This window comes from Flavobacterium panici, from assembly GCF_903819335.1.
Classification (GTDB): Bacteria; Bacteroidota; Bacteroidia; order Flavobacteriales; family Flavobacteriaceae; genus Flavobacterium; species Flavobacterium panici.
Genome location: NZ_CAIJDE010000049.1, coordinates 114,663 through 140,360, shown reverse-complemented (window position 1 = coordinate 140,360; position 25,698 = coordinate 114,663). Strand labels below are relative to the sequence as shown.

The 25,698-nt window shown below is 32.4% G+C and carries 12 protein-coding genes; all 12 read right to left on the bottom strand.

The features are described 5' to 3' along the window. Nucleotides 1-405: 405 nt before the first annotated feature. The gene (locus FLAPXU55_RS16275; RefSeq protein ID WP_180859464.1) at nt 406-702 is read right to left on the bottom strand and encodes a hypothetical protein; all 297 of its coding nucleotides are present in this window, start codon (nt 700-702) and stop codon (nt 406-408) included. Between the two features lie 98 nt (nt 703-800). Then, nucleotides 801-3,143: a mechanosensitive ion channel family protein gene (locus tag FLAPXU55_RS16270; protein WP_180859462.1), complete on the bottom strand. Its 2,343-nt coding sequence runs from the start codon at nt 3,141-3,143 to the stop codon at nt 801-803. Between the two features lie 169 nt (nt 3,144-3,312). Next, nucleotides 3,313-4,059: a LamG-like jellyroll fold domain-containing protein gene (locus FLAPXU55_RS16265; protein WP_180859461.1), complete on the bottom strand. Its 747-nt coding sequence runs from the start codon at nt 4,057-4,059 to the stop codon at nt 3,313-3,315. 3 nt (nt 4,060-4,062) lie between these two features. Then, a complete protein-coding gene (locus FLAPXU55_RS16260; protein WP_180859460.1) occupies nt 4,063-4,536 on the bottom strand; it encodes a hypothetical protein in 474 nt (157 codons plus the stop codon). An 80-nt stretch (nt 4,537-4,616) separates the two neighbouring features. After that, complete coding sequence (locus FLAPXU55_RS16255; protein ID WP_180859459.1) at nt 4,617-6,353, bottom strand: BspA family leucine-rich repeat surface protein; 1,737 nt, start codon at nt 6,351-6,353, stop codon at nt 4,617-4,619. Between the two features lie 220 nt (nt 6,354-6,573). After that, on the bottom strand, nt 6,574-8,196 hold the full coding sequence (locus FLAPXU55_RS16250) for a beta propeller repeat protein (RefSeq protein ID WP_180859458.1): 1,623 nt from the start codon (nt 8,194-8,196) through the stop codon (nt 6,574-6,576). Between the two features lie 174 nt (nt 8,197-8,370). Then, complete coding sequence (locus FLAPXU55_RS16245) at nt 8,371-9,525, bottom strand: DUF5977 domain-containing protein (protein ID WP_180859457.1); 1,155 nt, start codon at nt 9,523-9,525, stop codon at nt 8,371-8,373. Between the two features lie 5 nt (nt 9,526-9,530). Next, nucleotides 9,531-10,397, bottom strand: a complete 867-nt coding sequence (locus FLAPXU55_RS16240; RefSeq protein ID WP_180859456.1) for a DUF5977 domain-containing protein — start codon at nt 10,395-10,397, stop codon at nt 9,531-9,533. Nucleotides 10,398-10,475: 78 nt separating this feature from the next. After that, nucleotides 10,476-10,844 (bottom strand): tail fiber assembly protein, encoded by a 369-nt coding sequence (locus FLAPXU55_RS16235; protein ID WP_180859455.1) that lies wholly within the window; start codon nt 10,842-10,844, stop codon nt 10,476-10,478. A gap of 24 nt (nt 10,845-10,868) precedes the next feature. Next, nucleotides 10,869-12,014, bottom strand: coding sequence for a gp53-like domain-containing protein (locus FLAPXU55_RS16230; protein ID WP_180859453.1), 1,146 nt, complete (start codon nt 12,012-12,014; stop codon nt 10,869-10,871). Nucleotides 12,015-12,102: 88 nt separating this feature from the next. Next, nucleotides 12,103-17,883, bottom strand: coding sequence for a VWA domain-containing protein (locus tag FLAPXU55_RS16225; RefSeq protein WP_180859451.1), 5,781 nt, complete (start codon nt 17,881-17,883; stop codon nt 12,103-12,105). Between the two features lie 13 nt (nt 17,884-17,896). Then, entirely contained in the window at nt 17,897-25,279 is a 7,383-nt protein-coding gene (locus FLAPXU55_RS16220; protein ID WP_180859449.1) for a hypothetical protein, read from the bottom strand. Nucleotides 25,280-25,698 lie beyond the last annotated feature (419 nt).

Genomic DNA, 25,698 nt, shown 5'->3' with positions numbered 1-25,698 from the left:
ATAGAATTGTATCCTTTTTATGAATACTAAAAAGTACTTCCCCTTTTCTTTTTATTATTGTATCTCCTATTGAAAAAGATTATTATATTCACTCCAACCATCATTTTTATATTCAATTTTTTTACCTGTAGTAGGATTAATTCCTTTAATGTTGAATCTATAACCCCCTGTATTAGGAATCTCTTGAACTACAATTAAGAAGTCATCGTTTTTTCTTTTTTCAAATAAACTCTCACAATCAGCTTTTAAGCAAGAATTGAATATTAAAAAAGATAGACTCAAAAAATAGCAATAGCACTTCATTGTTACCTGTTTTTAGAATTATAAAAAATTATTGTTCTAGATCCTGTAGCTCCTCCATTAAATCCAGCTAATAAATTTATACTTTTTGTTTCTACACCTTTATCAGAAACCTTTAAAATCGCTTTCTGCGGATTTAGTATATGTTCCACCAAAAAGCAACGAGCCTGTATAACCCATTGAATAATCTCGCATTCCAGAGAATACATCGGTATTCCCTTCAAAATTATCGTACATGTCATATGATAAACCATATCCTATTTTTGGAATTCCTAAAGTTCCATTAAAACCTATATTTCCCCTGCTGGTGCGAGGGTCTCGCTCGTGAACACAAAGATGTCTTGTAAATGCCCCTAAGACTTCGAGGAGATATCTGACGGATATTATTTCTAGAAAATCCATTATCTTTTTTTAATTTGAATAATAAAGAAAATTAAATTTTTACAATAAAAAAATGGTTTGAAAAACTTAAGCATAATTCAAACCATTTTTTCTAATTTCTATGTCGAAAAAGTCACCCCTTTTGTTTTAAAGTTACTAAACAAAACTTGTTTAGCTGTACTTATAGTTTCTTCGGTTCTGTAAATACTACACCAGAATTTAATTTGTATTTTAAATTTTCCATCAGAAATAGAATTATAATAAATCTGAGATGGTTTGGTATTATTTACTAAAGGAAGACTTTCAAGAGAACTTAAAATAGTTGCATTTATATCTTCTGGAGTTGCATCGCCGCTAATTTCAATAGCAATGTCTACGAGTTTAAAATTATCGGTATACGTCCAGTTGGTGATGTTTTGAGATAATAAGTTACCATTTGGGATAATAATTTCGGCACCATTTGGAGCATTGATTTTGGTTGTTCTTAATCCCATTGATTTTACTCGTCCAGATTCAGAACTAATATCAATAACATCTCCAATTTGAATTGGTTTATCAAAAATCAAAATAATTCCCGAAACAAAATTGTTGACCACATTTTGAAGCCCAAGTCCAACACCGACACCTAATGCTCCTAAAAGAATACTCAATTTATCTAAAGGCATTCCAGAAGCTGCAACGGCTAAAAGATAACCTACAATTAAAACAATAAGTCTGGTAATTAATAATTTTGAATGTTGTCTTTTGTTGATGTTTTCTTCATTTTCATCTTCAATTTCTCCAAAAAAGTAAGCCACATAATTCTGTAGTAAATGTGCCGCCCAGACAATAATGAAAAACAATACAATATTCCCTAAAGTGAAAGTGATACTTCCAATCGTATTTGGACGGCTTAGTAAATTTCCAAGAGAAGTACGTAACGATTCCCAAATGTTTAAATTAGAAGCGATTACAACCAGCCACATATAGCTGATTATAATTATAAATGGTTTTTTCAGTGTATCAGATACATTCTCGAAATCAAATATTTTTTCGATTCCGCGTTTTATACGTGTGGTGTAAATCTGTAAAAGGATTATTTCCAGAATTATTTTCAAGAGAACACTTAAAGCAACAATCTGCGTCAGCGAAATAAAAGCAGTTAAACTCAACATATTTGAAAGTGAAACTCTTCCGAAAATATTATAAAGAATTGATAATCCATTTAATCCGATAAAAATAATGCTGGCCCATTTAAAGAATCCTTTGATATACAATTGATCTTTTAAACTTTTAATTTGAACTAAACCATATCGTATTCCCAGAATATTTATGATGATAAAAGAACAGCGTTGAAACAATCCAACTTCAATAAAAAGGTCAAGGAAGCAAAGTGCAAAAAATAATCCGAAAAGTAATAGCCAGTTGCGCATTGATTTTCCAGACCAGTCATTCTTAAATAAAATTGTAAGCACACCTAAAGAACCTAACTGAAGCAGTTCTAAAAATAGGGCAGGAGCATATAAATTTGTAACTATAGCAATGTTTAAGCCTATAACAATTACAGGTAAAATAACGCCTCTGTTTAAATATTTAAAATTAAAAAGAGAAAGGTTTTCTGCATGACCGTTAGATTTTAAATATTTCAAATTGCGTGAAATATACCAGGCCAAAAGTCCCATGAAAAAACATAACGTAATTAATCCGCCGGCTTTGTAACTTAAGTAATAAGCGGCAACATTTTCTTCAATTATAACTTTTGCTTTAATGTTGTGCGATACTACTTTTTTTGCTGTAGTATCAGTACTCCATAATGATGGATATTCTTTTTTAAGAATACTGATTCCAGATTTTTCGAGTTTTGTTTCTACAGTTGTTAAGGCGTTTGAAACAGCAATTTTATGTTCTACTGTCAGTCTTTTTTTGAGATTTAAAACTTCCTGATTTTTCGTCATCAGGCTGTCCGTTTTAAGATATCTTTTTTTAAGATTGGCTAATTCTGTTTTAAATTGTTTTCTGCGAATGGTATCTTTTATAAGTGTAAATAGAGTTTTGTCTTTACGCAGATCAAGAATTTTACTTTTAATTTTTTCAAGATTTGCATTTCGGTGATCTATCGCTTTATTTTGATCATTTAATTCCTGTTCGATTTCTTTTAAAACGATACGATACATTTGCTGATTTCGCACATTCGGATTTGCACCTTTTAAACTTGCTAATATTAAATCAAGTTTACTTTCGGTTCGTTTAATTTCTCCAAACAAGTGAAAAGTATTTCCTTCGAATTCGGCATCATTAGCAGCTGATTGCAAAACATCTCCGGCTTTTTCAATAGACATTAAGTAGTCACTGTCTGTTGCCGTTTCTTCAAATAATTTAGATTTGTTTTCTGTTTTTGAAGTTGTAGATTGAGAGTATGAAAATGATACAGAAAACAGTATCATTAGTAAGGCGGATAAATAAGAATTTCTTTTTGAATTCATAATTAATTTGGTGATTTAAGGTCTCCAAATTTAATTGTTTTTTAGGAAGGATGGCTTTATGTAATAGATAAAATTCATAAAATGAAGTACATTCATTATGAATAATAAAAATGTCCCTGAGCAGTTTTGATACTCAAGGACATTTATTTAAAATGAATGATTTACAGTTCTAAAAGGGAAATGATATACCATTCCCCGAATTATACAATTTATTAACGTCATTTTGATTTAATACCCTGTTTTTCCAAATACCAAGTTCTTCAACATATCCAACATGTCTTAAGGTGGATGCTAAAGTCCAGTTAGCAGCACCGATTCTGGTTATACTGTTACCTATATTCATCCCTAAATATTGACCAATACTTGTATCGTTTATTGTTTGACTTATTGAATTAATGTATATTTTAGTTCCTGAAACTATTTTTGAACCATTATCAGTAACTACGATATGGTACCAATTATTTAAAGCAATAATTCCATTTGAGGTTATTGCACTTTGATAAACTGCATTTGATCCACCTGAAAATTTAGTTAATGTTGCAGCTCCATAAGGGGTTAAATGTATTTGCCATTCAACATCTGTGGAATTATTTCTTTTATTTATAATCCAGTTGCCCGTTGTTGAAAAATTAGATGTATAAAACCAGAAAGAAATAGAAAACGGAATATCCGATCCGTTTCCTGCTGTAAAACTCAAGTTTGCTGTATTTGGAATATCAACATAAGCTACATTTGATAGAGGAAAATTTATTGCACTTCCTATTTTTCCTGTAACATAGTTTGTATTTGTCGCTGTTCCACTTGGAGATAGACCAGTAGATTCAGCAACATTTTCATTAAATTTATAATATGCGACTAAGTTATTTAACAATTTATATTTTTTTCCAAAAATAGTATTCTGTAATAAGCTTCCCATAACTTATACTCCTAATAATAAAATACTATTTGTACTACCTCTTTTTGTGAAAGTAAAAATTTGTTTTTCAGCTGTTACAGAAGGAGTTCCAAATAACCAGGTATGAGGTGTTGTAATTGCCCAGGTTACACTTACTCCGGGCAGCGTAATACCGTTAAAAATGAAACTTGCCGGCAAAGAAGCAGGAACTGTAATTGTACAACTTGTTGTGAAAAGGATTGTTTTTCCATGCCATGACGAAGGAATAGTTTGACTTGTAGCTATTTCAACCTGATTAGCAATATCTTGTTTGTTTGATAAATCGATATTTCCGCTTCCTACAAGGGATTCTCCGTTGATTGTTTTAAGATTATTAGTAGTGACAACAGTTGCATCGCTAAACTCTAATTCGCCAAATCCATTAGTTATTAAAGTTTTGTTTGGCTCATTTATTTCTAAATCGGCTACCTTAATTCTGTTATATTTTTTTGTGATCATTTTTTGTTTTTATTTATTGTGATTAGATAAGTTTTTTGAAATTTTTATGAAGGATAATATTTAAATAAATTGGATATCATTTATATTCCACCATCTGTTATTGTCCAATTGTTTGGCGTTCCAGTTAAAATTGCTTTTCCAACAGTAGATGCTGATGTTCTTTTTATTGTTCCAAATTCTAAAGCAAGATTTGGTTTTACAGTTGGTAAGGTACTCCATCCGTTATAAATTGCATCTAAGTTTAAAGATGAAAAATTTGATGGATTTTTACCATTCATAAAACCTGTGAATACAGTTACATTGCCAATATTCCAGGATCCTATATTTTGATTAAATGCTAATGCATTAAGGAACATTTGAGACATATTTGTTACTGATGAAACATTCCAATTGGTCAAAGGTTGATTAAATACTTTTGTACCTGAAAACATTTGAAACATACTTGTTACTGCCGAGACATCCCAATTGTTTAAAGGTTGGTTAAATGAATTATTGTTAGTAAACATTTGAGTCATTACAATAGGCTGTGAATTTTTTAATATCCAATTGTTAATTGTATCATTGCCACCGTTATTAAATGCATGTGTCGTAAAGGTTGAAAACATCAAAGAAAAATTAGTTACATTAATAACATTCCATGTTCCTATGTTTTGATTGAATGAAATTGCATTTTGAAACATATTATTCATGGCCGTTGCTGAACTCGTATTCCAGTTTCCAATGGACGAGCTTCCACCGTTATTGAAAGCAGAAGCCAATTGAAACATGTTAGCGAAATTAATTACACTACTAACGTTCCACGCCCCAATATTTTGATTGAATGGTGTATTTTGGAACATTCCACCAATATTTGTAACAGAGTCGAGGTTCCATAAATTTATTCCAGGATTTCCGCCATTATTAAAATTACTGTTTCGAAACATTACAGATGCATTAGTTACTTTTGACATATTAAAATTACTTATGTCTTGATTAAATGGTGTCTCAGCAAACATTCCTGAAGTAATAGTGACATTTGAAGTATTCCAAAGATTAAGCGGTTTATTAAAAGATGTCCCATTAAGAAAATTTAGCAAAGTAGTTACTGCCTGAACATTCCAATTGTTTATAGGCTGATTAAATGCAGTGGCATTTGCAAATGTTTGCGACATTAATACTGATCCACTGTTTTTAATGGTCCAATTGTTTATGTCAGCACTATTGCCGTTATTAAATACAGCAGCTAAATAGAAAGTTCCACTAAAATCAACAACGTTAGAAACGTTCCATGCTCCAATATTATCATTAAATAATGAACATCCATAAAAAGTCATATTTAATGAGTAAATGTTTGAAGTATCCCATTTGTTAATATTATTAATAGTTGTTAGTGATGTACAATTTCTAAAACTATTACTAAGAGATGTAGTTTGTGATAAATCCAGAACATCTCTAACATTATTTAATGTAAGATTAGCGCATCCAAAGAAATTACCATTTCCCAGTTTAAATTTTCCCCAGTTTGTAATAGAGATTAACTTTAATACATCTGTATTCGCTCCTGAAAAAAACCATCCGGTACAAATTCCTGATATTTTAATTGTATAGTCGCCAGCAGAAAAGTACGTATGAGTGACTTGTGGTTGATTCCAAGTAGTTATATTATTTGTAGTTCCGTCTCCCCAATCTACTGTAAAATTATAGACTCCTTGCGACCCTAAAGGCAGCTTTATCTGATTTGAAGTACTTGAACCTGTAGAAGTATTTGAAGTTCGCCAAGTAGAAATGAAAGAATTTTTAGTTCTTCCAAAAATTGTATTTTGTAATAAAGATCCCATGATGAAATAAAAAGTATAAAATGTTTTAGTACTGGTTCTTGTGTAAAAAGTAAATTTGCTTTTTCAATTGTAATAGAAAAGTTTTCTCTGAATAATTGTATTATAAGTGTATGTTGCATTTATTACTGTTATCGCATCATTTTGTCTCTTATTATGATTTAATAAGATGATGGGAATTTATATCTTGCGTCATACGTAAGGCTTACATTTTAGTAAGCAGTTAGTAAACAATTTTACGATCTCCAGTTGCCGTTTTGTATTCACATCCTACAGGAAGACCTGCGGCAATAGCTGTAGAATTATCTGCATAAGTTGGCATGTTTAACCAGATCATATAACCATTCTCATCAATATAAGCCCTTGAAGTTTCAATTTGCATATTAGTCCCAGATGTGGTTTTTTGTCCAGTAATGAATTCAATTCTACTTTTTCCATTACCTTTTGCAGTTCCTGCTTTAAACTTTAAAGTTCCACCGTCTAAATTTGAAGCCCCTAAGCCAGAATTTGCTAACATATAAATATCACCATTTCTTGTCATTGCATATACATTTCCATTTGGAGCAGAACCAAGCGCAGTCCAATCTCTACTTATTTGTCCAGTAGCGACAAAAGGTCCGATTCCATTTGTTTGCATATAGATATCTCCATTTTGTACAGCAACATAGATATTGTTATTGGATGAAACAGTAATAGCAGTATAGTTTCTTTTATTGACTCCTAATGGAATAAAATTCCCCATACCATTGAGCTGAATATAAATGTCATCCAACGACTGTACGATAGCATACATATTATTTGTTGGTGAACCGGCTAATCCACTCCAAGCCCTAGAGGTTTGATTCAATGGTAAAAAATTACCAGTACCGTTAGTTTGCATATAAACATCTCCATTAAAAACAGCAGCATAAACATTATTATTAGGTAAACTTCCCATAGCAAACCAATTTTTATTGCCTTGGTTTAGAGATGTAAATGGCCCTGTTCCATTAGTTTGCATATAAATATCACCTTCAAATCTTGCGTCGTACACATTATTATATAAAGAAGTTAACGAGGAGTATCTTTTAGAAGCAGCTCCTAAGCCAGTAGATGAAAAGGGTCCAAGTCCATCAGTTTGTTTATAAATATCACCTCCATACCTTGAAGCATAAACACTATTATTTTGAAGCCCTGTTATTGAGAAAGCATTATTTCCTATATTTTGTGTTATTGTGTTAAAATTTGGATTGTCATTATAATTGATAGTACGGCCAGCAGTTATAATTAGATCACGACCTTTTGTAGATGAATCTGATTGTTCAATACCAATCTCTCTATTAATTTGCTTTCCTAAAGTTATATCTTTACTGGGAGTACTAATCGTACCAATCCCAAAAAAAGTTCCATCATCAAATAATCTGCTGGAAATTAGTGTTATTGGATTTAGTGATTTTGCTATAAAATTTGTTACACCGGTAAACAAGGATTGTTTAGAGTTCCAGTTTGTTTTTTCTGTATCAGTTACAAACCTATTGTTAGTATCTTGAGAAATTATGCTCGGTGGATGATTAGCCGGATGTATATAATTAGAAATACTTGCAAGTCGGGTAATTTCAGTATCTGAAACAAGACTTTTACCTGTAATTTTATCAACTTTATTATCTATCAAATCTTTCAAAACTTTACCTTGCCTGGCATCTAATGATTTACCATCCTGAACATAATCTAACGCATTGTAACTATCAGTTTTAATATTATTGACATCGCTAAATTCTAATTCACCACTAGAATTTGTTGTTAAGATTTTGTCACGTTCATTTTTTTCTAAATCAGCTACTTTTATTCTGTTATAATTTGTATCCACTTTTATGATTGATTGAATTAATTTTTATTATTTCTTTAGAATCCAGCTTAAAAAATTTGAACCCAAATTGATTAAAGCTGGATTTGTTTGATATTTCCGTTGCCAAAATTTGATTTAAATCACAGAGATTTAAAAAAGTAAATTATTTTTAGACTCTATAAATCCAATTTTAATTTATGGATTTGGATTTTCTCCCTCTTTATAATTATGAGTTAAAATTCCATTTGCGAAATAGGTATGAAATGGATTTAATGTTAAAGGGAAAATTCTTCTTTTCTCTAAATTAATTCTAACTGATGTAACCGGAATGATTTCATTATTGATAGTGTAAAGATTATCTCCAACCTGAATATCTCCAAGAGAGATAAATCTCCACAAACCATCACGTTGAATAAGTTGTAAGTGAGTTGGAGTAGCCTCTAACAATCCGTCGTTTACAATTATTGTTTTATAAGCATCTTTCTGCGTTAATTTAGTAATTGGCGATGTTATTCTTCTTTCCAACAAGGAAACAGAAGACCATTTATATAACTCATTAGCATTATTGGTATCAATTAATGTTTCAATTTCGGCAGAAAGAAGCAGTTGTTCCAGATGCAATTCCTCAATAGCTTTTTTAGAACCATCTGGAAGCGTAATCAATGTGCCTTCAACGAAACAGCTTCCGCCGCTGCCACCTGGTCCTCCTGTAGAATTATCGCCTGTAGTTTGAGAAGTTATATTACTTGGGGTTGATAAACCAGTTGCGCTTCTTGTTGCAACCTTATAATAATAAGTAGTATTGGCTGCTAATGAGGTATCTGAAAATGATTTTAGATCTGGAATATTTATAGATCTGTATGGTAACCAATCACCATTTAAATCAAGAGTTCTATATAATTGATATCCTGTAATTCTTACATCATCATGTGGGACAATCCATGATAAATTTATAGTCATTCCGTCACTTGAAAGAGTGCTGGAAATAACCGGGATATTAAGTATACACGTCCCTAAATTATTGGCATAAACTTGTGCATTTTCTTCCAGCCAGGCAATGGCTTGATTATTTGCGTCAGTAATACTAATCTCAGATACGAACTGATTAACATAAGCGGTAAGGGTGACTTCTGTACCGGCTTCACCTGCTGAACAATTATTTTTTGTTACAGTTTTAGTTTGTTCTGTATTATAATATCGTACATCTTGAGGACAGCTTGTTGTGTCAAAAATTGGTGCAATATAATCCGGATCTGTTACCACATTTGGTTTTGTATCTCCCGTAGAAGAACCATCGTCTTTATAGTATCTTTCTAATAAAGTAAAAGATTTATATCCTGTATTTGCCATGTTATTTAATAAGTTATTACGACTTTTGCTGTTGAAGAGTCTACATTATATGTTATATATCCAATGTTTGTAACTTCATTTACATCGTTTACCCACTTAGGTGGATAAGGAATCTTTTTCGAAAAATTCAACTGTTGTATTTGAGAGCCGTCTATGTTAATAAAATCAAATCCTAGTTTTTCCATAGTTCCTCCTGAAAAAGTCGTTATCTCAATATCTATATTTCCACTCCCAAATTGACCAAACCAAGCAGCAGCTATTCTAACCGGAATCGATTTTAAAGAAATATTATCAGATGACAATTTGTCGAAATTAATTAAGCAGGCCTCAACGCCGTTGTTTTCTTGATTGTCTCCAGCATACATAATATAAGATTGGGAGATATTGCTGTAGTTTGGTAACTCAGTTCCTTGGCCATGACCATATCCCATATATTTATTATCCCAAGGAGTTCCTGTGTTAACAAATCCGGTAAAAGTGTCAAGATCTTTCCCTGCACCTAAAGCCCATTTGTATCTTATAACCATGTAGTCGAAAGGCTGTAAGGTTGTTGGTGGTTCAATTACGCACGAAGGATTCACACCACGCCAAGCTGTTTCTCTAATACTGCAAATTCCAGTGTTATTAGCATAAGCTTGAACATTTGCATTTAGCCATGATTCAGCTTGTTCATTTGCATCGGCTATACTTTCAGTTGATACAAATTTATTGGCACTTGCAGTTAAAGTGACCAGATTTCCAGATGTTTCTTTCGAACAATCATTCTTTTTAACCGCTAATGTTTTTTCTGTATTATAAAAAACCACCTCACCTTCTATAGGAGTGTAATTATCTAAATAATTAAAAGGTTTATATGTTGTATTTTCTTCCATACATTATGTTTTAATAAATAATAATGTTGTCTTTTGTTTTCTAAAAACTATTAGAAAGTCATTGAACAATTGTTTTTATTATGATGGTTGTGTAGGCCAGACAATAGATGTTAAGTCATCGAGATTGGTTAAATCCCTTAATGCCTGTCTGTAATTTTTCCATTCTGTTTTTTTCTGTTTTGAAAGAGGAGAATCACCTAGTTGAGTCCAGTCACAATCAGTTAACAATGTATCTCTGGTTGTTCTTAGATTTTCTAAAATAGTATCCTCGTTCTGTACGAAAGCAGAAAAGGTATGTTTTCCATCAATTACCTTGTAATTTTTAGATAACGCTTGCTGCCATTCTTCTGTAGTTAATTCAATATTTGGCTGTGGAATATTTTCATGAATCCCTTCAACATAAAAGCCTGTGTATTCTCCATCTTCGTTGTATGTTCCTTTATACATAATTTTTTTATTTTAAATTTTAGATTAGCGTCCAATTGCAAACATGTAACCATAGTTACCGTCAATAATCGCCTGATATGATGTTTTTGAAAGATTAGCGACATGATTAAAACCTTTATTACCAGAAGAATCTCTAATAGTAGATAAGACCACACTAAAAGCTCCCACTGGCCAGGCAAGAGGAAAACTGTAGCTTACACTGCCCGATGTTAAATAAGCCCATTGTAATATTAACCCGTTACTAAGTTTTTGATAACCGCTTGTTGTTAACATATCAAAACCAGAATGTCCTGCATCATAATCAGAAGCTGTAGAGGTAGAAACCGAGCCATCTGCCATAAGATATTCGTTAGAAGCACCGCCAGTTTTAATGAAACTTTTACTTTGCGTATCTCCGGTAAAAGTTTTATTTCCTTCAATAGTTTGATTTGTTTTTAAATCAACATATTTTGATTTTAATTGCTGATCATTCAATGATATTGAACTTGCAAACCAATAATCTACTTCAATATTACGGTTGCTTATTATTTCAGAAAACGTAATGACATTGGTGCCGTCAACAATTGAATAATCTTTATCTTCTCTAAGTAGTTGCCCATTTTTGTAAATTTTCACACTGTATTTTAGAGGTTTGTTTTGCAGCGTAATAGTATCACTGCTAAAAACATCGGCACTAAAATTTTCTTTAAACGGAATGGAAGATTTCCCATACATGGAGTCAGAATCTTCCAATATTGGATTCATGTTCTGATACCAATAATTGATTTCAATATTTCTGTCGATAATTCCCTCAGGGAAACTAATTTTTGCATGATCATAGTCTAATACATAATCTTCATCTTCCCCTAATAATTGTCCGTTTTTGAATACTTTAACACTGTTTTCAATAGGTGGGTATTCTAATTCGATTAATGAGCCGGTATAATCATCTCGATACTCTTTTAAAGGGAAGTAACAGTTACCGGAAATAATTCCTGAATTTTGAAAAACTGATCTTAAAAGTGCGGGAGTAATATAATGTTCGTTAGATGTACCAGTTTCAACCATTTGAAAATCGGCTTTGTCATCTTGCCTGTGAACGAAATTGTCAAAAATTTCGACGAAATCAGCATGTAACGGAATATCTCCATTATTGAATTTGCTGTGAAAGTCATTTCTGCTTGTTGCCATGTTATTTAATTTTATTTCTTGCTTTAAATGTTTGTTGAATAAAACCTGATTTAAATACCAATGAGGTTAGTCATTGGTATTTCTTGGTTTAAAGAGTTAGAATTTTTTCTTCGCTGCTGAACATACCTGATGAGTTTTCAGAAATTACTTTGAAGTGATGGTAAATTCTTTCACCATCTTCATTTTTAATTACTAATTGATCTGTTCCCAGTTTAGTTTCCTGCAGAGGTAAATTCACAATAATTTCATTAGACGCTTTCTCGTGAATTTTCTCCCAGTTGCCTTGATTATTCATTTTATACAAATGATATTTACCATTATGAACTGTTTTTTCCCAGCTAAAAATTACGGGTTTAAAGATTTCTTCGTTTGCTCCGGTTTCGATTCCCGAAGCTTCTAATACTGGAGATTCTGGCGAAACATTATCTGCAATTATAGTAGCCGTAATTTTTGATGGCTGCGAAGGCGCATAATCAATATTAACGATTGGGTTTAATTCAGTCGAACTAGAATCTTCATATTCGATTTCTCTTGAAACTGTAACTCGGTAGAAAAGACCATCTCCAAACGGAACAGATTCCAAATCTTCAAATTCGTCATAAACCGTCCAGACATTATCAAATTCATTAGACAAAGTTTCTTCATCAATTAAAATTTCTTTAACCGGAGTCATTGTTCTTATCGATTGTGCTTCCTGCATTGATTTAGCACGGTAGATATTAATTTTCTTAATGTTGGATGTTGGTAGATAAGCATTTAATTCAAACTGAATAGCAGGTTTAATTCCTAAAACCTGATTTTCAAGAACTGGCATAATTCTCTTGATTTCCGGCATTTTAGGCGGAGTTGAAGAAACCAATTTTACAGGCCCTAAAAGATCACTAAATTGACTAAAATTCATTTTAATGTCCATTTCACGAACAGCATAGAAATAAATACTCTGCGAATTTCCATCAAGATTAAAATCTGTAAACTGTGTAATATTATCAGTTTCGTTTACGATTTTCATCATTGGAGCAATATCAAAATCTGTGTCAGTTGGTTTTAAGGCATGACCATTTTTATCTTTAATAGTTTGCTTTTTATTAGTTGGAGTATATTCTGCTCCTTTAATGTGTTCATAAATAACTGGCACTTCCGTTAAGGGAACAAAAGCGGATTGAATAGCTTCTTTAATAAAATGGACAGCCAAAACAGGATTTTCAACTCCTTTAGAGATTATAACTTGATTTAATGCTGATATCGATGTGATTTCTACTTCATCGTCTATTGTTCCAGGTAGTGTTTCATTATGCCATTTAATAAAATCGTTAATTAGATTTTTTAATTCTTCATTATCCGGTAATGGGAAAGCAAAGCCTTCAGGACTATTTTGCGGAAAGGTTTTATAGTGACCATCTGTTTCAAGTTCATTAAAGTTTAAAAAGTTTTTCCATCTGTCTCTAAAATTAACTTCATCATTTCCACCAAGTTTTTGTAGTTCTTCACGAATCGTTTTTATAGTTTCTCTTTCGTACAAAACATTTAAGAAGCTTTCTTCATTGGCTCTGTAATGCAATGCGCCATAAGGTTTACGGTCTTTTTTATATCTTGTTGTAAAAGTGAAAGTCGAACGATTGTAAAAATCTGGCCTTGTAGCATAATAACTATCACATTTAATCTCTTCAGGTTTTACCGGTTTTTCAATTTTAACAGCATACATCGGACTAGGGATACTAATCTTTGATTTGTATTTGAAAGTTGGTCTTACAGCACGTGTGCTGATTCCGAAAATAGAGTAGTGCGTACTTTCATTTGCCCTTGGCTGAATATTTTGTTCATTAATTCCAGATGCAGAATCTGCGTACAGGTAAACTTTATAACTAGGATAGTAGTTTACTTCTTGCTGTCCGATAATAATTTCATTATAATTTTCATCTATTATCTGATTGACATAATCTCCTAATTTGAAATCGGTATCATTAATATATAAAACTAAGTCACCTGTTTCACCAATATTTTCTGTTCGAACTACTTTAAATTCTTTTCGTGATTCTACGTGAATTGTACTTCCGGCTTTCACAGCACTTTTTCTAAACAAACGAACAATACCATTAGACCATTCTACAGAATTTTCGTTTCCGTTTTTGAATTGAGGATGTTGAGGTAAATTAAAAGCAGGGAAAGTTATTTTGTATAATCCTAAGTGTTTTTCTATTAAGTCTTCACCTACAGCTAGAGGAATAGGATCTTCGTTTACATCTAATTTATATGTTCCATCTGCATTCATTTCATAAGTTTTTTCCAAAACTCTTTCAATTACAGCAGGTTTAAAGATTCCTCTGGTTTTTTCCAGTTGTAAATCTTTTGTGTTTTCGCTTTTTGGCTGAATAACTTCACGATGAATCTCATTAAGATAAGCTGGGTATTCAACTTTAAAATCAATTCCCGGTTTATGCCAGTTACAAGATGACTGCATATTCTGTACAAGAGTACACAATCTGTTTTCAGGCATCTGAATTGATTTAATTTGATCAGAATCTATTGTGGCATCTCCATCTGCGTGAACACTGTCGCTGACTTCTTTTTTCAAGATTTCAATTAGTGCGTAATCAAATACTTTATCAAGACCTACTGTTTTGGTAACAACTTCAATGCTCTTTACAACATAATTTTGATCTCCAATAGTCAGGATTCCACCGTCATACTTTTTTTTGTTGTCTTCTGTTAATGAAATTTTTATTTCCTGACCACTGCTTAAGACTTTGTATTCTTTAATTTTAACAATCGAAGTCAAATTATCTGTGCCATTATCAATAATGTCATCAATAGCAGCATATTCAACTTCTGGAAGTCCATCTTTGTAATACAGTTTAAAATGATCTGCAAATATTTCTTCACTATCAGGATAAATGCTGTTTTTGTCATCTTTTGCTGTTTCAGCAGACATATCTGCAGGAAGCGTATAATTTGTCAATTCCTGAGCTGAGTAATAATCAAACAATATTCTAACCAATGTTTTATCAGTTCCTGTAATCTTGCCAAGACGTTCTTGTTCAGAAGCTGAAGTAAACATTAACGGACTTTCGTCTGTAATTAAAAGCGAGTTGATGTTACTTGGCGGCATTAAATTGTTTGCCGGTTTAATATCTGATTTAATACTTATTTGTCTTCCGGTTGTTGCTCTCGAGAAAATATTAATACCATATCCCTGGTAGATATAATTTTTTTCGCCTACTTCTTTCTGACGGATATTTATAATCGATTTTCCAGATTCAGGAATAATAATAGGAACAGACTCATAATTCGATTCTTCAAGATTTTTATTAACATTCTTGTATTCGATATCATGCGATAATTCAGGTTTTACCCAATTGTCATCCAGCTCTTCAACTTTATAATCAACTCCTACGTAAACAGGAAATGTAAAAGTACTTCCGTCATATTCTTCAGGAGATTTAAAGAAATCTTTATGGTCTTTACTAACGTCATAATCCATGACATCATCCATAAATAAACTTACATATCTTTTCTTTCCATCAAAACTGTATCCTTCCGGATCTGTAATGCTTGCAGTCTGACTTTCATCAGAATCCATATTTAATCCAGGAACAATTTTATTTAATTGTACAGGAAGAGACTGACGTTCTGTATTTAATGATGTTGGAATACTCATAGAAAGATGCTGTCTTTCCTTTGCTCCAGCACCATCCAAATCACCCAAAGTTGTATATTCTGTTAGATAAACAAATTCTCCAGATAAAACTTCGTCATCCATATCAATACATCCCAAGCCTAACATACGCGCAATGTGATAATCATTTGCTGCAATGTTTAAGAGCTCCAGATAAGATATCCTCGTGAATTTATCTTCATCTAACTTTTCTTCTTCTGTTAAAGTTCTTCCTGCATCAAGATCTCCAAAATTGATTATTTCAGATGCAGTTGGATTATCAGCTTTTTTACTTAATTCAAGATATTGATTAAGAATTTGTTTAATGTTTTTATCACTTTCATCAGTTGGAATTGTCAACCTATTCCATTTATCTTTATAATTAGCAATATTTACATAGTCGTCTTCATTATACTTTAACCATTTTCCATGAACGGCATTTAGCTTTGGTTCTAATTGTTCAAAAACTTTAGTATCGTCATCACTTAGTGCATATTTTCCTTTTAAAGTCCAGTCTCCCGTTGTATTTGTCTGCGTGATAAAATCTGAGTAAAACTCAAAATTGATTGAATGTAAAAGACATTTATCAGCTTTCAATCGGATACTTTTTCCGTTTTCAGAAACCAAACGAATATTGTCTATTTGAGATGAAGAATACGTTTTACGATTTGAAACTTTTTTTTCTGCAATAAAATTATTTTCGGCAACAGATAGCGTTTCTAACCTTACTTTGCTCGAAGTGTTTACAGATGAAAAGTTTAGTTCAGCAGCAAAAAATAATTCAGATTTATTTTCAATTTCGATCAAATTATTTCCATAAGCCTGAATAAAATCAGCAGGATTAACCAGCGGATCTATAGCAAGTTTAACCGATTTATATTTTGTTACATTATGAAAAGTGACATAAATTGATCTTGTTGAATTGAGAGGTTTATAAATCCATAATGCTTTTTGATTATCAACAACATTTGGTTTTTCACTTAAATCTAAAACATGAGTTTTCTTGATGTAAGGAGCTCTGTAAACTTTTACGAAGTCATCTGGTTTATTATGATTTAATATTTCACCTGTATATAAATCTCCTTTTGGAAGATGTTTTTCTCCTAATTTTCCAGTAAGCATCCAGCGAAGGTGAATTCCTTTTGTACTGTCAACTCCTCTCGATCCGGCAGCTGCAATTTGCAAATAAGTAGACTGCAGATTTGTTTTTGATGAATCAATATCAATTACAGCAGATCCTTTACCAACATTAAAGTTAATGCTGAATCCGGCATTATTTTTAACGTTGTCCAGAAAAATTGGAGCTGTAGAATTTCCAAGAGTTAATGGTTTTCCTTCAATTCGAACCGCAGCATCAACCTGACCCGATCCGGGAATTGTAACAGCATTTTGAAGCCTGAAAATTAAACCATTTAAACTGCTTTTTTGATGAATTCTTGTTCCTGCACTTAATGTAAGCGGAACACGGCTTTTATTTCTAAGAGTAAGACTTCCGGCTGCTTCCTTTACTTTTTTGCCTTTCTTTAAAACTGGGTAAACAATTTTATTTTCAATAATGCTAACATTCGAAATACAACCTGTTTGAGCATTATTCAAATCAGTAATAAGTTGATTTAATTCTATCTCTAAAGTGCTGAAATCAGGAACCCTAAGATAATCTGAATCTAAAGCAGTAAGTTTATTTGATTTTAATTTTGGTTCTCTGCCCAAAAACGTATTTAACGGAGTTGTTAACTCATTTTCGCTTCCAATTTCACTTGTAACACCATAAACAAAAACCTGCGATTTTAAGTTTAACTCTGTGAATATATCTTTTAAGAATTGAGAATTGTTTACCTGAACACCATCTGTTACAACAAAAACAATATCAGGAGTAACAGCCAGATTCCTGACTTCATTTAAACCAGAAGCCCAATAATCAGACTGAACAGTAACTCTGCCTTGACCAAATAAAGTGATCCAGTTTAAAAAATCCTGTTTGTTATCTGCAATTTTTTTCTGGATAACATTATCGGGTCTAACAGCAGTATCGCTGTTAGACATTCCGATTAATGAAAGTGTGATGTTGCTTTGGGTGTGAGAATTGATAAATGAAGTCAGCCCGCCTCTAATTTGCTGTGCTTCATTGGAGCTAATCGAACCCGATTCGTCAACAACGATTGCTATATATTTTTCGCAGCCAGAGAGTTGGCTTTCCTGAAGATTTATAGAACTCATTTTTTTCTTGTTTTTAAAGATTTGTATTTTCTGATAGTTGTACCTCTATGTTTTGCTTGACAATAGATTCTGTTAATGCTGTTCCTCCATTTTTCCACATTCTGTAATCAAACTGAATGTTTAGGTTTTCCTTTGGAATTATTTTGCTGTTTAGCATAATTAAAGCCTGTGAATAATCTTTAGAATGCAATACTTTATATCCAGTTTTAGGATTTAGTGATTCATCAACAACTACAATTGAATCCTTGATTTCTTCCAAAGGCATTTTAGGAATATTAAATGGCTCCGGATTACGAACTAAAAGAGCGATGATATTACCGGTATTTGTATCGATAATTTTATTTACCTCAGTATTTTGTGCCGGATCAAGAGGAGACATTTTTAAGATTCCTTCAATGGCACGGTCAAATGAATGCTGGTATTTTGATGCCATTGAATCACTTAATGCGTTAGCCGTATTTTCTGCGAAAACCAAATGATATAGGCTGTCAATTTGTTCCTGAACTACATTCAGTTTGACATCATACAATGCTCTTTGTGATTGATCTTCACTTAAATAATAACTTTCAATTTGTTCTTTGAAATCTTTGTAACGAGAAGTCTGGAACCCGAATTGATGTACCAATACGTTTTTGCTTAAGCTGGTAGTTCCATGCTGTTCATCATCAAAAAAGTTATTTACTAAAACTGTATAAAGCTTAGAAGGTTTTAAATCAGTTAATTTGACCTCATATCTATATGATTTTGGTTTTATAGGATCGCCCCAAGTTAAACTACATCTCATTGCTGATTTGTCAGTAAGAATATTGTTTATCAATTGAATACCTAATGGAATTCTAGGATCATTATCGTCTTTCCAATCATTAATTGTTTCAATTGGTTTTGGATATGCTATTTCTTCATTTTTAAACGGATATTCGATAAGCAAATCAGTCAGAGGATCTTTAATAAAAAGATTTATTTTTCCTTTTATTTTAGGTACGTCATTATTATAAGGTCCCCAATCTTTAAACATGTGATATGCATAAGGATTTGTAAAAAACAAAGAAACTTTGCATTGTTGATTTCCATAAAACGCAGGTTTCGATTGCAATAAACTTCCATCAGCATTTGGGTAAGAACGATTGTAATCTAAATATTGTCTTAATGAAGTCAATGGCGATTTCGACAACTCAGTCAACTCGTTTTTAACAGGAGGCTGTTCATTAGGCTTTACTGGTTTATCAGGAACCGGATAATGACCTACTGGTCCTAAAGTTTTAAATCCATAGAAATAATTAAAATCTTTTGTGTCTTTGTCATCTACTGTGTCAGTTAAAGTGAAGTCTAAACAATACGTTGTATTTGGTCTCCAAATTGGCTGAACAGTATGTTCTACTGCAGTTTTCATTGCTTCTCGATCGTCTTCTACAGCTTTTATTTCAGGAATGGTTGTATTATGGAAATAACTTTCTTTACTCAGCCATTCAACACTTTGAATTGAAGTTGTATAATCTAATTCAGGATCTTCTTCAGCATTTCCGTTAGAACAAATCATCTCATTAACCGAAATTAATTTTGAATTTTTAGGAGCTCTCGTATAATTAACTTTTTCAACTAATGAAGTTGTTGTAAAACTTGTCATTTCAGTTGTTAAAGCTGATGCAGAAGTAGTTATGGTAACAGTTTGTTCAGGATATAAAGAACAATTATTAAACTGATCTGTAAACAATGAAAAATAAACACCTTTTTCTTTTGGTTTAGATGAAAGCATCAGAATTTCATTTTGAGAAGGTTCATTTTGAAGATGAATAATCGACGCATTTTCTACATTGCTTCCTCTTTTAATTAATCTTGTAAGTGCTAATGCTGAACTAAATACAAATAAATACTTTGTGTTATAAGCAACAATCGAATTATCTGCCAGAGTACTGTTTGATGAATAAATTGGAGAATCAAAAACCGTATCTTGTTTTACAATATCTAATGAATTTCCTGTAATTTGAGCTAAACCAAATTTTTCATTTGAGAACTTAACGGTAACTAAAACTTTTCCGTTTGCAATAACAGCATCAATAATTTCAGAAACTGAAGGATCAGAAATAACCTTTGTATCCATTACCTCAATTGCATTTGTACTAGTATTAAGATTAAAATGAATAATCTTTTTGTCTTTAGTAACTAAACTAAATTCAGCAGTATTATGCTGCAGCACTTTAATGACAGTTCCATTTACTTTCACACGCTTAATAAGAGCACGATCGGTTCCGTTAACCCAATTAATCTGTGTTTCGGTTTCTAATGCATTAACCCAAAGCAATTCGTTATTTGCAAGAGGCAATACTTTGTTAAATCCTAAAGAATAGCTGTTTAAATACTGTACTCCGGAACTTAAATTCAGTTCATCATCAAGCTCCGTAATAGTCATCGCTGCAATAGGAGATGTACAGCCAATAATAAGATCAAAATCAACAATAGCTTCTCCAATTACTTTACATTGCTTGGCATTCAGTGCCTGAGTGATTAGTAAATTATCATTTACAACCTGCATTGAAGTAACAACTCCATTTAGTAAACGTTCTCTTAAAATAGCTCCTTTTGAATCAACTTGTAACAGAACCGTTGTATCAACTTTCGGATGAAAAGCAATAATGTAGGTGTCATTGAATTTAATTACTTTATCAAAAGCATAAATATTTTTTCCTTTATATCCATAGTAATTAGTAAAAGTCAATTTGTTTGGTGCACCTACAGATGGATTATCATTTCCAGCATTAATTTTTAATGCAGCTAATTCAGCCAATAATCTATTGTAATCAGACATAGAGCTTGGTAAAGAGATAGAAACCTCACCTGTTTCGCTGGTGTATGTCTCGACAAATAAAGCGGCTATTTCATTTCTAATTTCATAAATACGTTTTGCATTAGGAGATAAAGGAATGATTACAATTTTATCAATTTTAGTTTTTGATATTGGTTCATTTTCTTCACTTAATAATTTTATACATTTTAACAATTCAGCTTTAGTATAAGTTAAATCATATTGAGCTGTATCAGTATCTGTTTTTTTAAGTTTAATTGGCTTATATGAAACTGATTTTGCATTATCTTCTGTAACAGCAGTAAAGGCTTTTATAACAACTTCTTTCGCCTGAGTTGTTATTTGGAAAACCGGTTCAATTGCTGAATCCGGAAAAATAACTTCTAACTGATTATTGTTTTTGAAAGACAAAGATTTATTGTAGCCATGTGGGTTTGTTTGCCCCGAAATACTCATAAAATCTAAACCTTCAATTGTATTATCTTCAGTGATTTCTGAAAGTTCTCCAATTAATTTAAAAAACAATCCGTTGATTTTATCTGCTTCATGTTGAGATGGAACATAATAACGTAAACCAATTTTTTTATTAAGAAAATCGGTATGTTTTGGTTCAATTGCCACAGAAGGACAGAATAATTTAGATGAAGTGATTCCGAATTGTTCCGGAACGTGCCATCCAGGTTCAGCTGCACTTAAGAATGAAAACGGATTCGTTCCTAATACACGAATACTATCATATTGATCAATTGCTTTCTGCCATTGTGCCCAAGGTAAATTGCTTAAATCTTCTACTGTATCTATATTTTTTACAGCTTCAAATGGATAATAATCTTCCCATGTTGAACCATTCCATGATTTTATATCAATAGATTTAATTGCATATTGATGTTTCACCTGACGTGGTTTCTTAGCTGTTTTAGGATTATCGTCTTTTGGAGGCATAAAATCGGTATAGTTTTTAGCATCGCCGGTATAACCTCCAATTTTGTGTGACAATTCAGGATTTGGTAATACTCCTTTTGCCATTTTAATATCGATGTATGTATCTAAAGGAATTACTTGTGTAATAAGTTCTGCTTTAGGCATTCCATTAGAAAACTTACTTGGATCATAGTCATTATCATCTGTTGATTTGAAATAATCGAGTGCAAAAGCTTGATTGGTAAGCATGTGAACTCCTTTTACATTTTCTAAAGTTCTGTTGTCAACTCCATCACCAAATGTTCCTTTAGGCAGCGGGCTGTAAGGTGTACGATCAACGATTCGGTTAATATCCCATTGAATTTCGACTACAAAGTTTTTACGGACTCTTATAAAACCAATTTTTACGCGAACACTCAACTCCAGTTTAGCATAAATTAAAAATGGTCTGAATGATTCTACAGAGAAAATAGTATCTAAAACAATCTCGACATTAATGATCCAAAGTTTAATTTGAATACCTCCGCCGGCCGTAATATATCCACCCATTTGCGGACGTTTGAACGAAATTTTTCCACCAAGTTCCAGATATGCCCACAGTTTTACTCTGGCAGGACCAAAGCTTTTATCTAAATTAAAATCTAATCGGGCACCGGCTTCAATTCCCTGAGCCGAAAGCATGATAAAGGCTTTAGCACTAAATAAGGTTAATATATCGGCTTGAATAGGATTCTCTTTTGTTCCAATGTTGACATACCAGGGCTTTTGATTTTTAAAGAAGAATCCGGCTTCTAATAAAGCATGAAGTTTAAAGATTTCACCGCTGTCTTTTGGAATACTAAAATCTGCTCCGGCTGCCAATTCTAATGAATCATCACCAAATGCTACCATCGCAAAGAATGGAGGATTACTAGGATCATCTTCAATAAGTCCTAATCGCCCGGCAACAACATTTAATCCAGCTTCGATATAAAATAACGTAGGCAGAGATAATAAAAGCATTGCTCTTAAAGACAATACATGTCCGCCATCTGCAACGGTTCCAAAAGTAGCTCCGGCTCCAATAGAGAACGGAGAGTTGTATTGCATAGAATCTGGCGGTCCGCTGAATTTTCTAATATTAATACCTGGTTTTGGAGCTTTGTAAAACTCATACCAAGAATTATCTTTTTTCAATCCTGCTGCTTCTTTTGTCGCCACATATCTAAAACCTAGCAAACCTCTAAAAGCAGAAATAGCAAGAAATCCAAGTGGAATAGGAGTAGGCAGTTCGATATGAGCATCAATTAAGAATGCTGGATATTTTGGCATAAAACGCATTCCAACACCACCAGAAATTTTTGCTTTTGGCAGTTTTAAACCAACTTCACCAATAAATTCCGGTGATTTTCCAGGTTCAGGAAGCGAAATCATGCCATTAATGATTGCCATTGCAGAAGCTTCTGTGGCTGTTCCCGGAATAATTAAATCAACTTCAATAGTCTGGATTCTTAAGAAAGATTTTGCTTTACGATCGTCTTCATCATTGCCATCCGTAGGATAATAAAATTTCACACCTTCTCCACGAGCGTCAACTCCAAGCGGATTGATACTGATGGCTCCGTCAAACCCCCAGAAATTATATTTACGCCCGTTAATTTGGGTTGAACCAAAGCTGATGTTGGTAACCGCCATTTGAACTGGTCCAAGATTTACAGAAAGACTGATAGGAATAGGAATTGACCCTCCTTCAACTTCAATATTTCCATCGCTGTAAATACGAAGTTTTTCAACATCAAAGCCCTGACCTTTCATAAGGTTTCCAATTAAAGAACCTTGAGGAAAAGAAATATGACATGAAGTTCCTATATAAAAGTCATCGTCTTGTTTTCCTAGTTCGAAACTGTTGAAATCAAATTGTACGAGATCAAATAAGTTTGCTGTCGGTTTATTTTCTTTAGGGAAAGAAGCAGTAAGATTGAAGTCGCCATCATCTTGTAAGTGACCTTCAAGATCTATTTTAAAAGCATCGTTGCCCTTTTTGAATTTTTCAATTTCTAAGGCACCCTTAATATTAGAACCAATTACTTTGTTTTGTTTAAATGAAATATCAAACTTATTGAAACCAATTTTGAAGCCTTTATTAGACGAGCCAATTGTTTTCCAAAGTGTATTGTCGTATAACTCCAATAAAAAGTTCTGATAATCTTTAGCCTCTGTAAAAATATAGGTTGTCGAAGCTTCAATAGTTGGTGAATCTACCGAAGAAAGTGTTGTTAACGATAAAGGATAATCAAATGCATAAGGAGTTTTTTTAGTATTTAATTCCTGTAAAAAAACAAGTAAAGAGGCATAATCAGCAATTTCTTTTTTATTTGCCACACCACTTTGATCTTTTTCGAACATTGTGATTGGGTAATTAAAATTGAATTTGTCGTGGAAATAATTGAAAGCACCATTTGCACTTGGAACTGTTTCCAGATAAATATTCCCCGAAATACCCCCAGAACCCACTAATAAGTCTGAAGCACCAATTTTTAATGTTGGAGTTGTACTTAGTGGATTTTCTTCAATGTTGTTAAACCATTTTGAAGGCAGAGTAACTGAAACGGCACGCGCATAAACTCCAACGAAATCGTTTGGACGCCCGTCTGCATCAGCTTCAGGAATATTTGTTTTTTTGCTTAAATCTACTTTTAAAGTATCTAATTGAAGAATTAAACCAGTATTACCAATCATGGCATATTCCGGTTTTAATGATCCGCCTAATTCTAGTTGATAACCAATTCCTTCTTCAGTATCAGCATATAATTGTGCCTGACCAAATACAAACATTGATTTTGCTGTTGGATCTGAAAGAGCCTCACCTTTATCTGTAACAGGTTTTAAAATATTTTGAGGAAACTCGATACCAGCACTTAAAGCTAAAGTTGCTTTTGCCTTTGGTGTAATAATTCTTTTAATATGTGCTTCGATACCATCTGGAACAATAATGTTGTAGAATTCCTGTAGTTTTTGTTTTGTTTCGCTTAAATCTGATTTTAAGATATAAGTTGCAAATAATAATAGCGAAACAGATTCTGTAATTGCCGGATTGTTTTTAATAAGCGTGATCACAGCATTAATGGATTGTTCAGTTCCTTCTAGGAATTCTAATTTTTGTACTCCAGTTAAATTCTCAATATCATTAATATCTTCTAAAAGCTGTTCGTATTTTGTTTTTCCTTCTTCAGCTTCAACAAAAATATTCAGCATGTGAGCCACAACTTGTTCTTCGCTGATGCGGAAAACTTGTAATCCTACCGAATAAAAATCTTTTACTGAAAAAGAAAAATTGCTTGAACTGAAAGTTTTTAGAAAAGCTAAAATTTCCCACTGATATTCTAACGTAATTGGGAATGACGAAATAGACGAATCTCCGTCTAAATCGGGATTAAGTACAAGCCCTAAACCAAAAGGCAATGGAATCGCAAGTTTTTCGCTTGTTACAATATCAAGACTGTAAAAAGCCGAGTCGCCGCGATATCCTTTTGAATATTGTAAATTTTTATAATGAATTTTATTGAAAATGTCATTTAAGCCATTTTCTACAAAGGATAAAAACTCCGGTAAGTCATCTACGGTAATTACCTCAGATAGTCGAGGATAATACCTTGCCGTAGGAATTGGAGTCGCTGGAATTGGATTAGTTGGCATATTCTAATTTGTTTTTGACTTTAATTTTCGTTCGTGTTTTTGCATGATTAAATTCTTGTTTTGATAAACCAAACGAAGCATTCAAATAATGAATCGATTATTTGATACACCAGGTTTACTATATTTTTTGATTTAGATAATGCCTCGAAAAAAGCAGCTGAAAAATTGATTTTTTTTGCAGTATTTTCCTTTTGATAGTGTAAAGATCAGCCTAAAAAAGAGGTTTAAAAAACAGCTGCTTAGTGGTTGAACATTGATGTTCTGAGGCTTTACAGAGTTGTAAAGAGAGTGGAGAGAATTAGGAATAATGAGATAAAAAACATGCGCTCAAAATTTTATAAATTTCTTCTTTATGACTTTTTATTTAAGATGCAAGCATCTCACTTATTGATTATTTTAAATGAGATTCTGAATCGACA

What these genes read in the sequence shown, in the direction of transcription:
- FLAPXU55_RS16275 (WP_180859464.1), bottom strand. Translation starts at nt 702, where the DNA reads ATGGATTTTCTAGAAATAATATCCGTCAGATATCTCCTCGAAGTCTTA.
- FLAPXU55_RS16270 (WP_180859462.1), bottom strand. Translation starts at nt 3,143, where the DNA reads ATGAATTCAAAAAGAAATTCTTATTTATCCGCCTTACTAATGATACTG.
- FLAPXU55_RS16265 (WP_180859461.1), bottom strand. Translation starts at nt 4,059, where the DNA reads ATGGGAAGCTTATTACAGAATACTATTTTTGGAAAAAAATATAAATTG.
- FLAPXU55_RS16260 (WP_180859460.1), bottom strand. Translation starts at nt 4,536, where the DNA reads ATGATCACAAAAAAATATAACAGAATTAAGGTAGCCGATTTAGAAATA.
- FLAPXU55_RS16255 (WP_180859459.1), bottom strand. Translation starts at nt 6,353, where the DNA reads ATGGGATCTTTATTACAAAATACAATTTTTGGAAGAACTAAAAATTCT.
- FLAPXU55_RS16245 (WP_180859457.1), bottom strand. Translation starts at nt 9,525, where the DNA reads ATGGCAAATACAGGATATAAATCTTTTACTTTATTAGAAAGATACTAT.
- FLAPXU55_RS16240 (WP_180859456.1), bottom strand. Translation starts at nt 10,397, where the DNA reads ATGGAAGAAAATACAACATATAAACCTTTTAATTATTTAGATAATTAC.
- FLAPXU55_RS16235 (WP_180859455.1), bottom strand. Translation starts at nt 10,844, where the DNA reads ATGTATAAAGGAACATACAACGAAGATGGAGAATACACAGGCTTTTAT.
- FLAPXU55_RS16230 (WP_180859453.1), bottom strand. Translation starts at nt 12,014, where the DNA reads ATGGCAACAAGCAGAAATGACTTTCACAGCAAATTCAATAATGGAGAT.
- FLAPXU55_RS16225 (WP_180859451.1), bottom strand. Translation starts at nt 17,883, where the DNA reads ATGAGTTCTATAAATCTTCAGGAAAGCCAACTCTCTGGCTGCGAAAAA.
- FLAPXU55_RS16220 (WP_180859449.1), bottom strand. Translation starts at nt 25,279, where the DNA reads ATGCCAACTAATCCAATTCCAGCGACTCCAATTCCTACGGCAAGGTAT.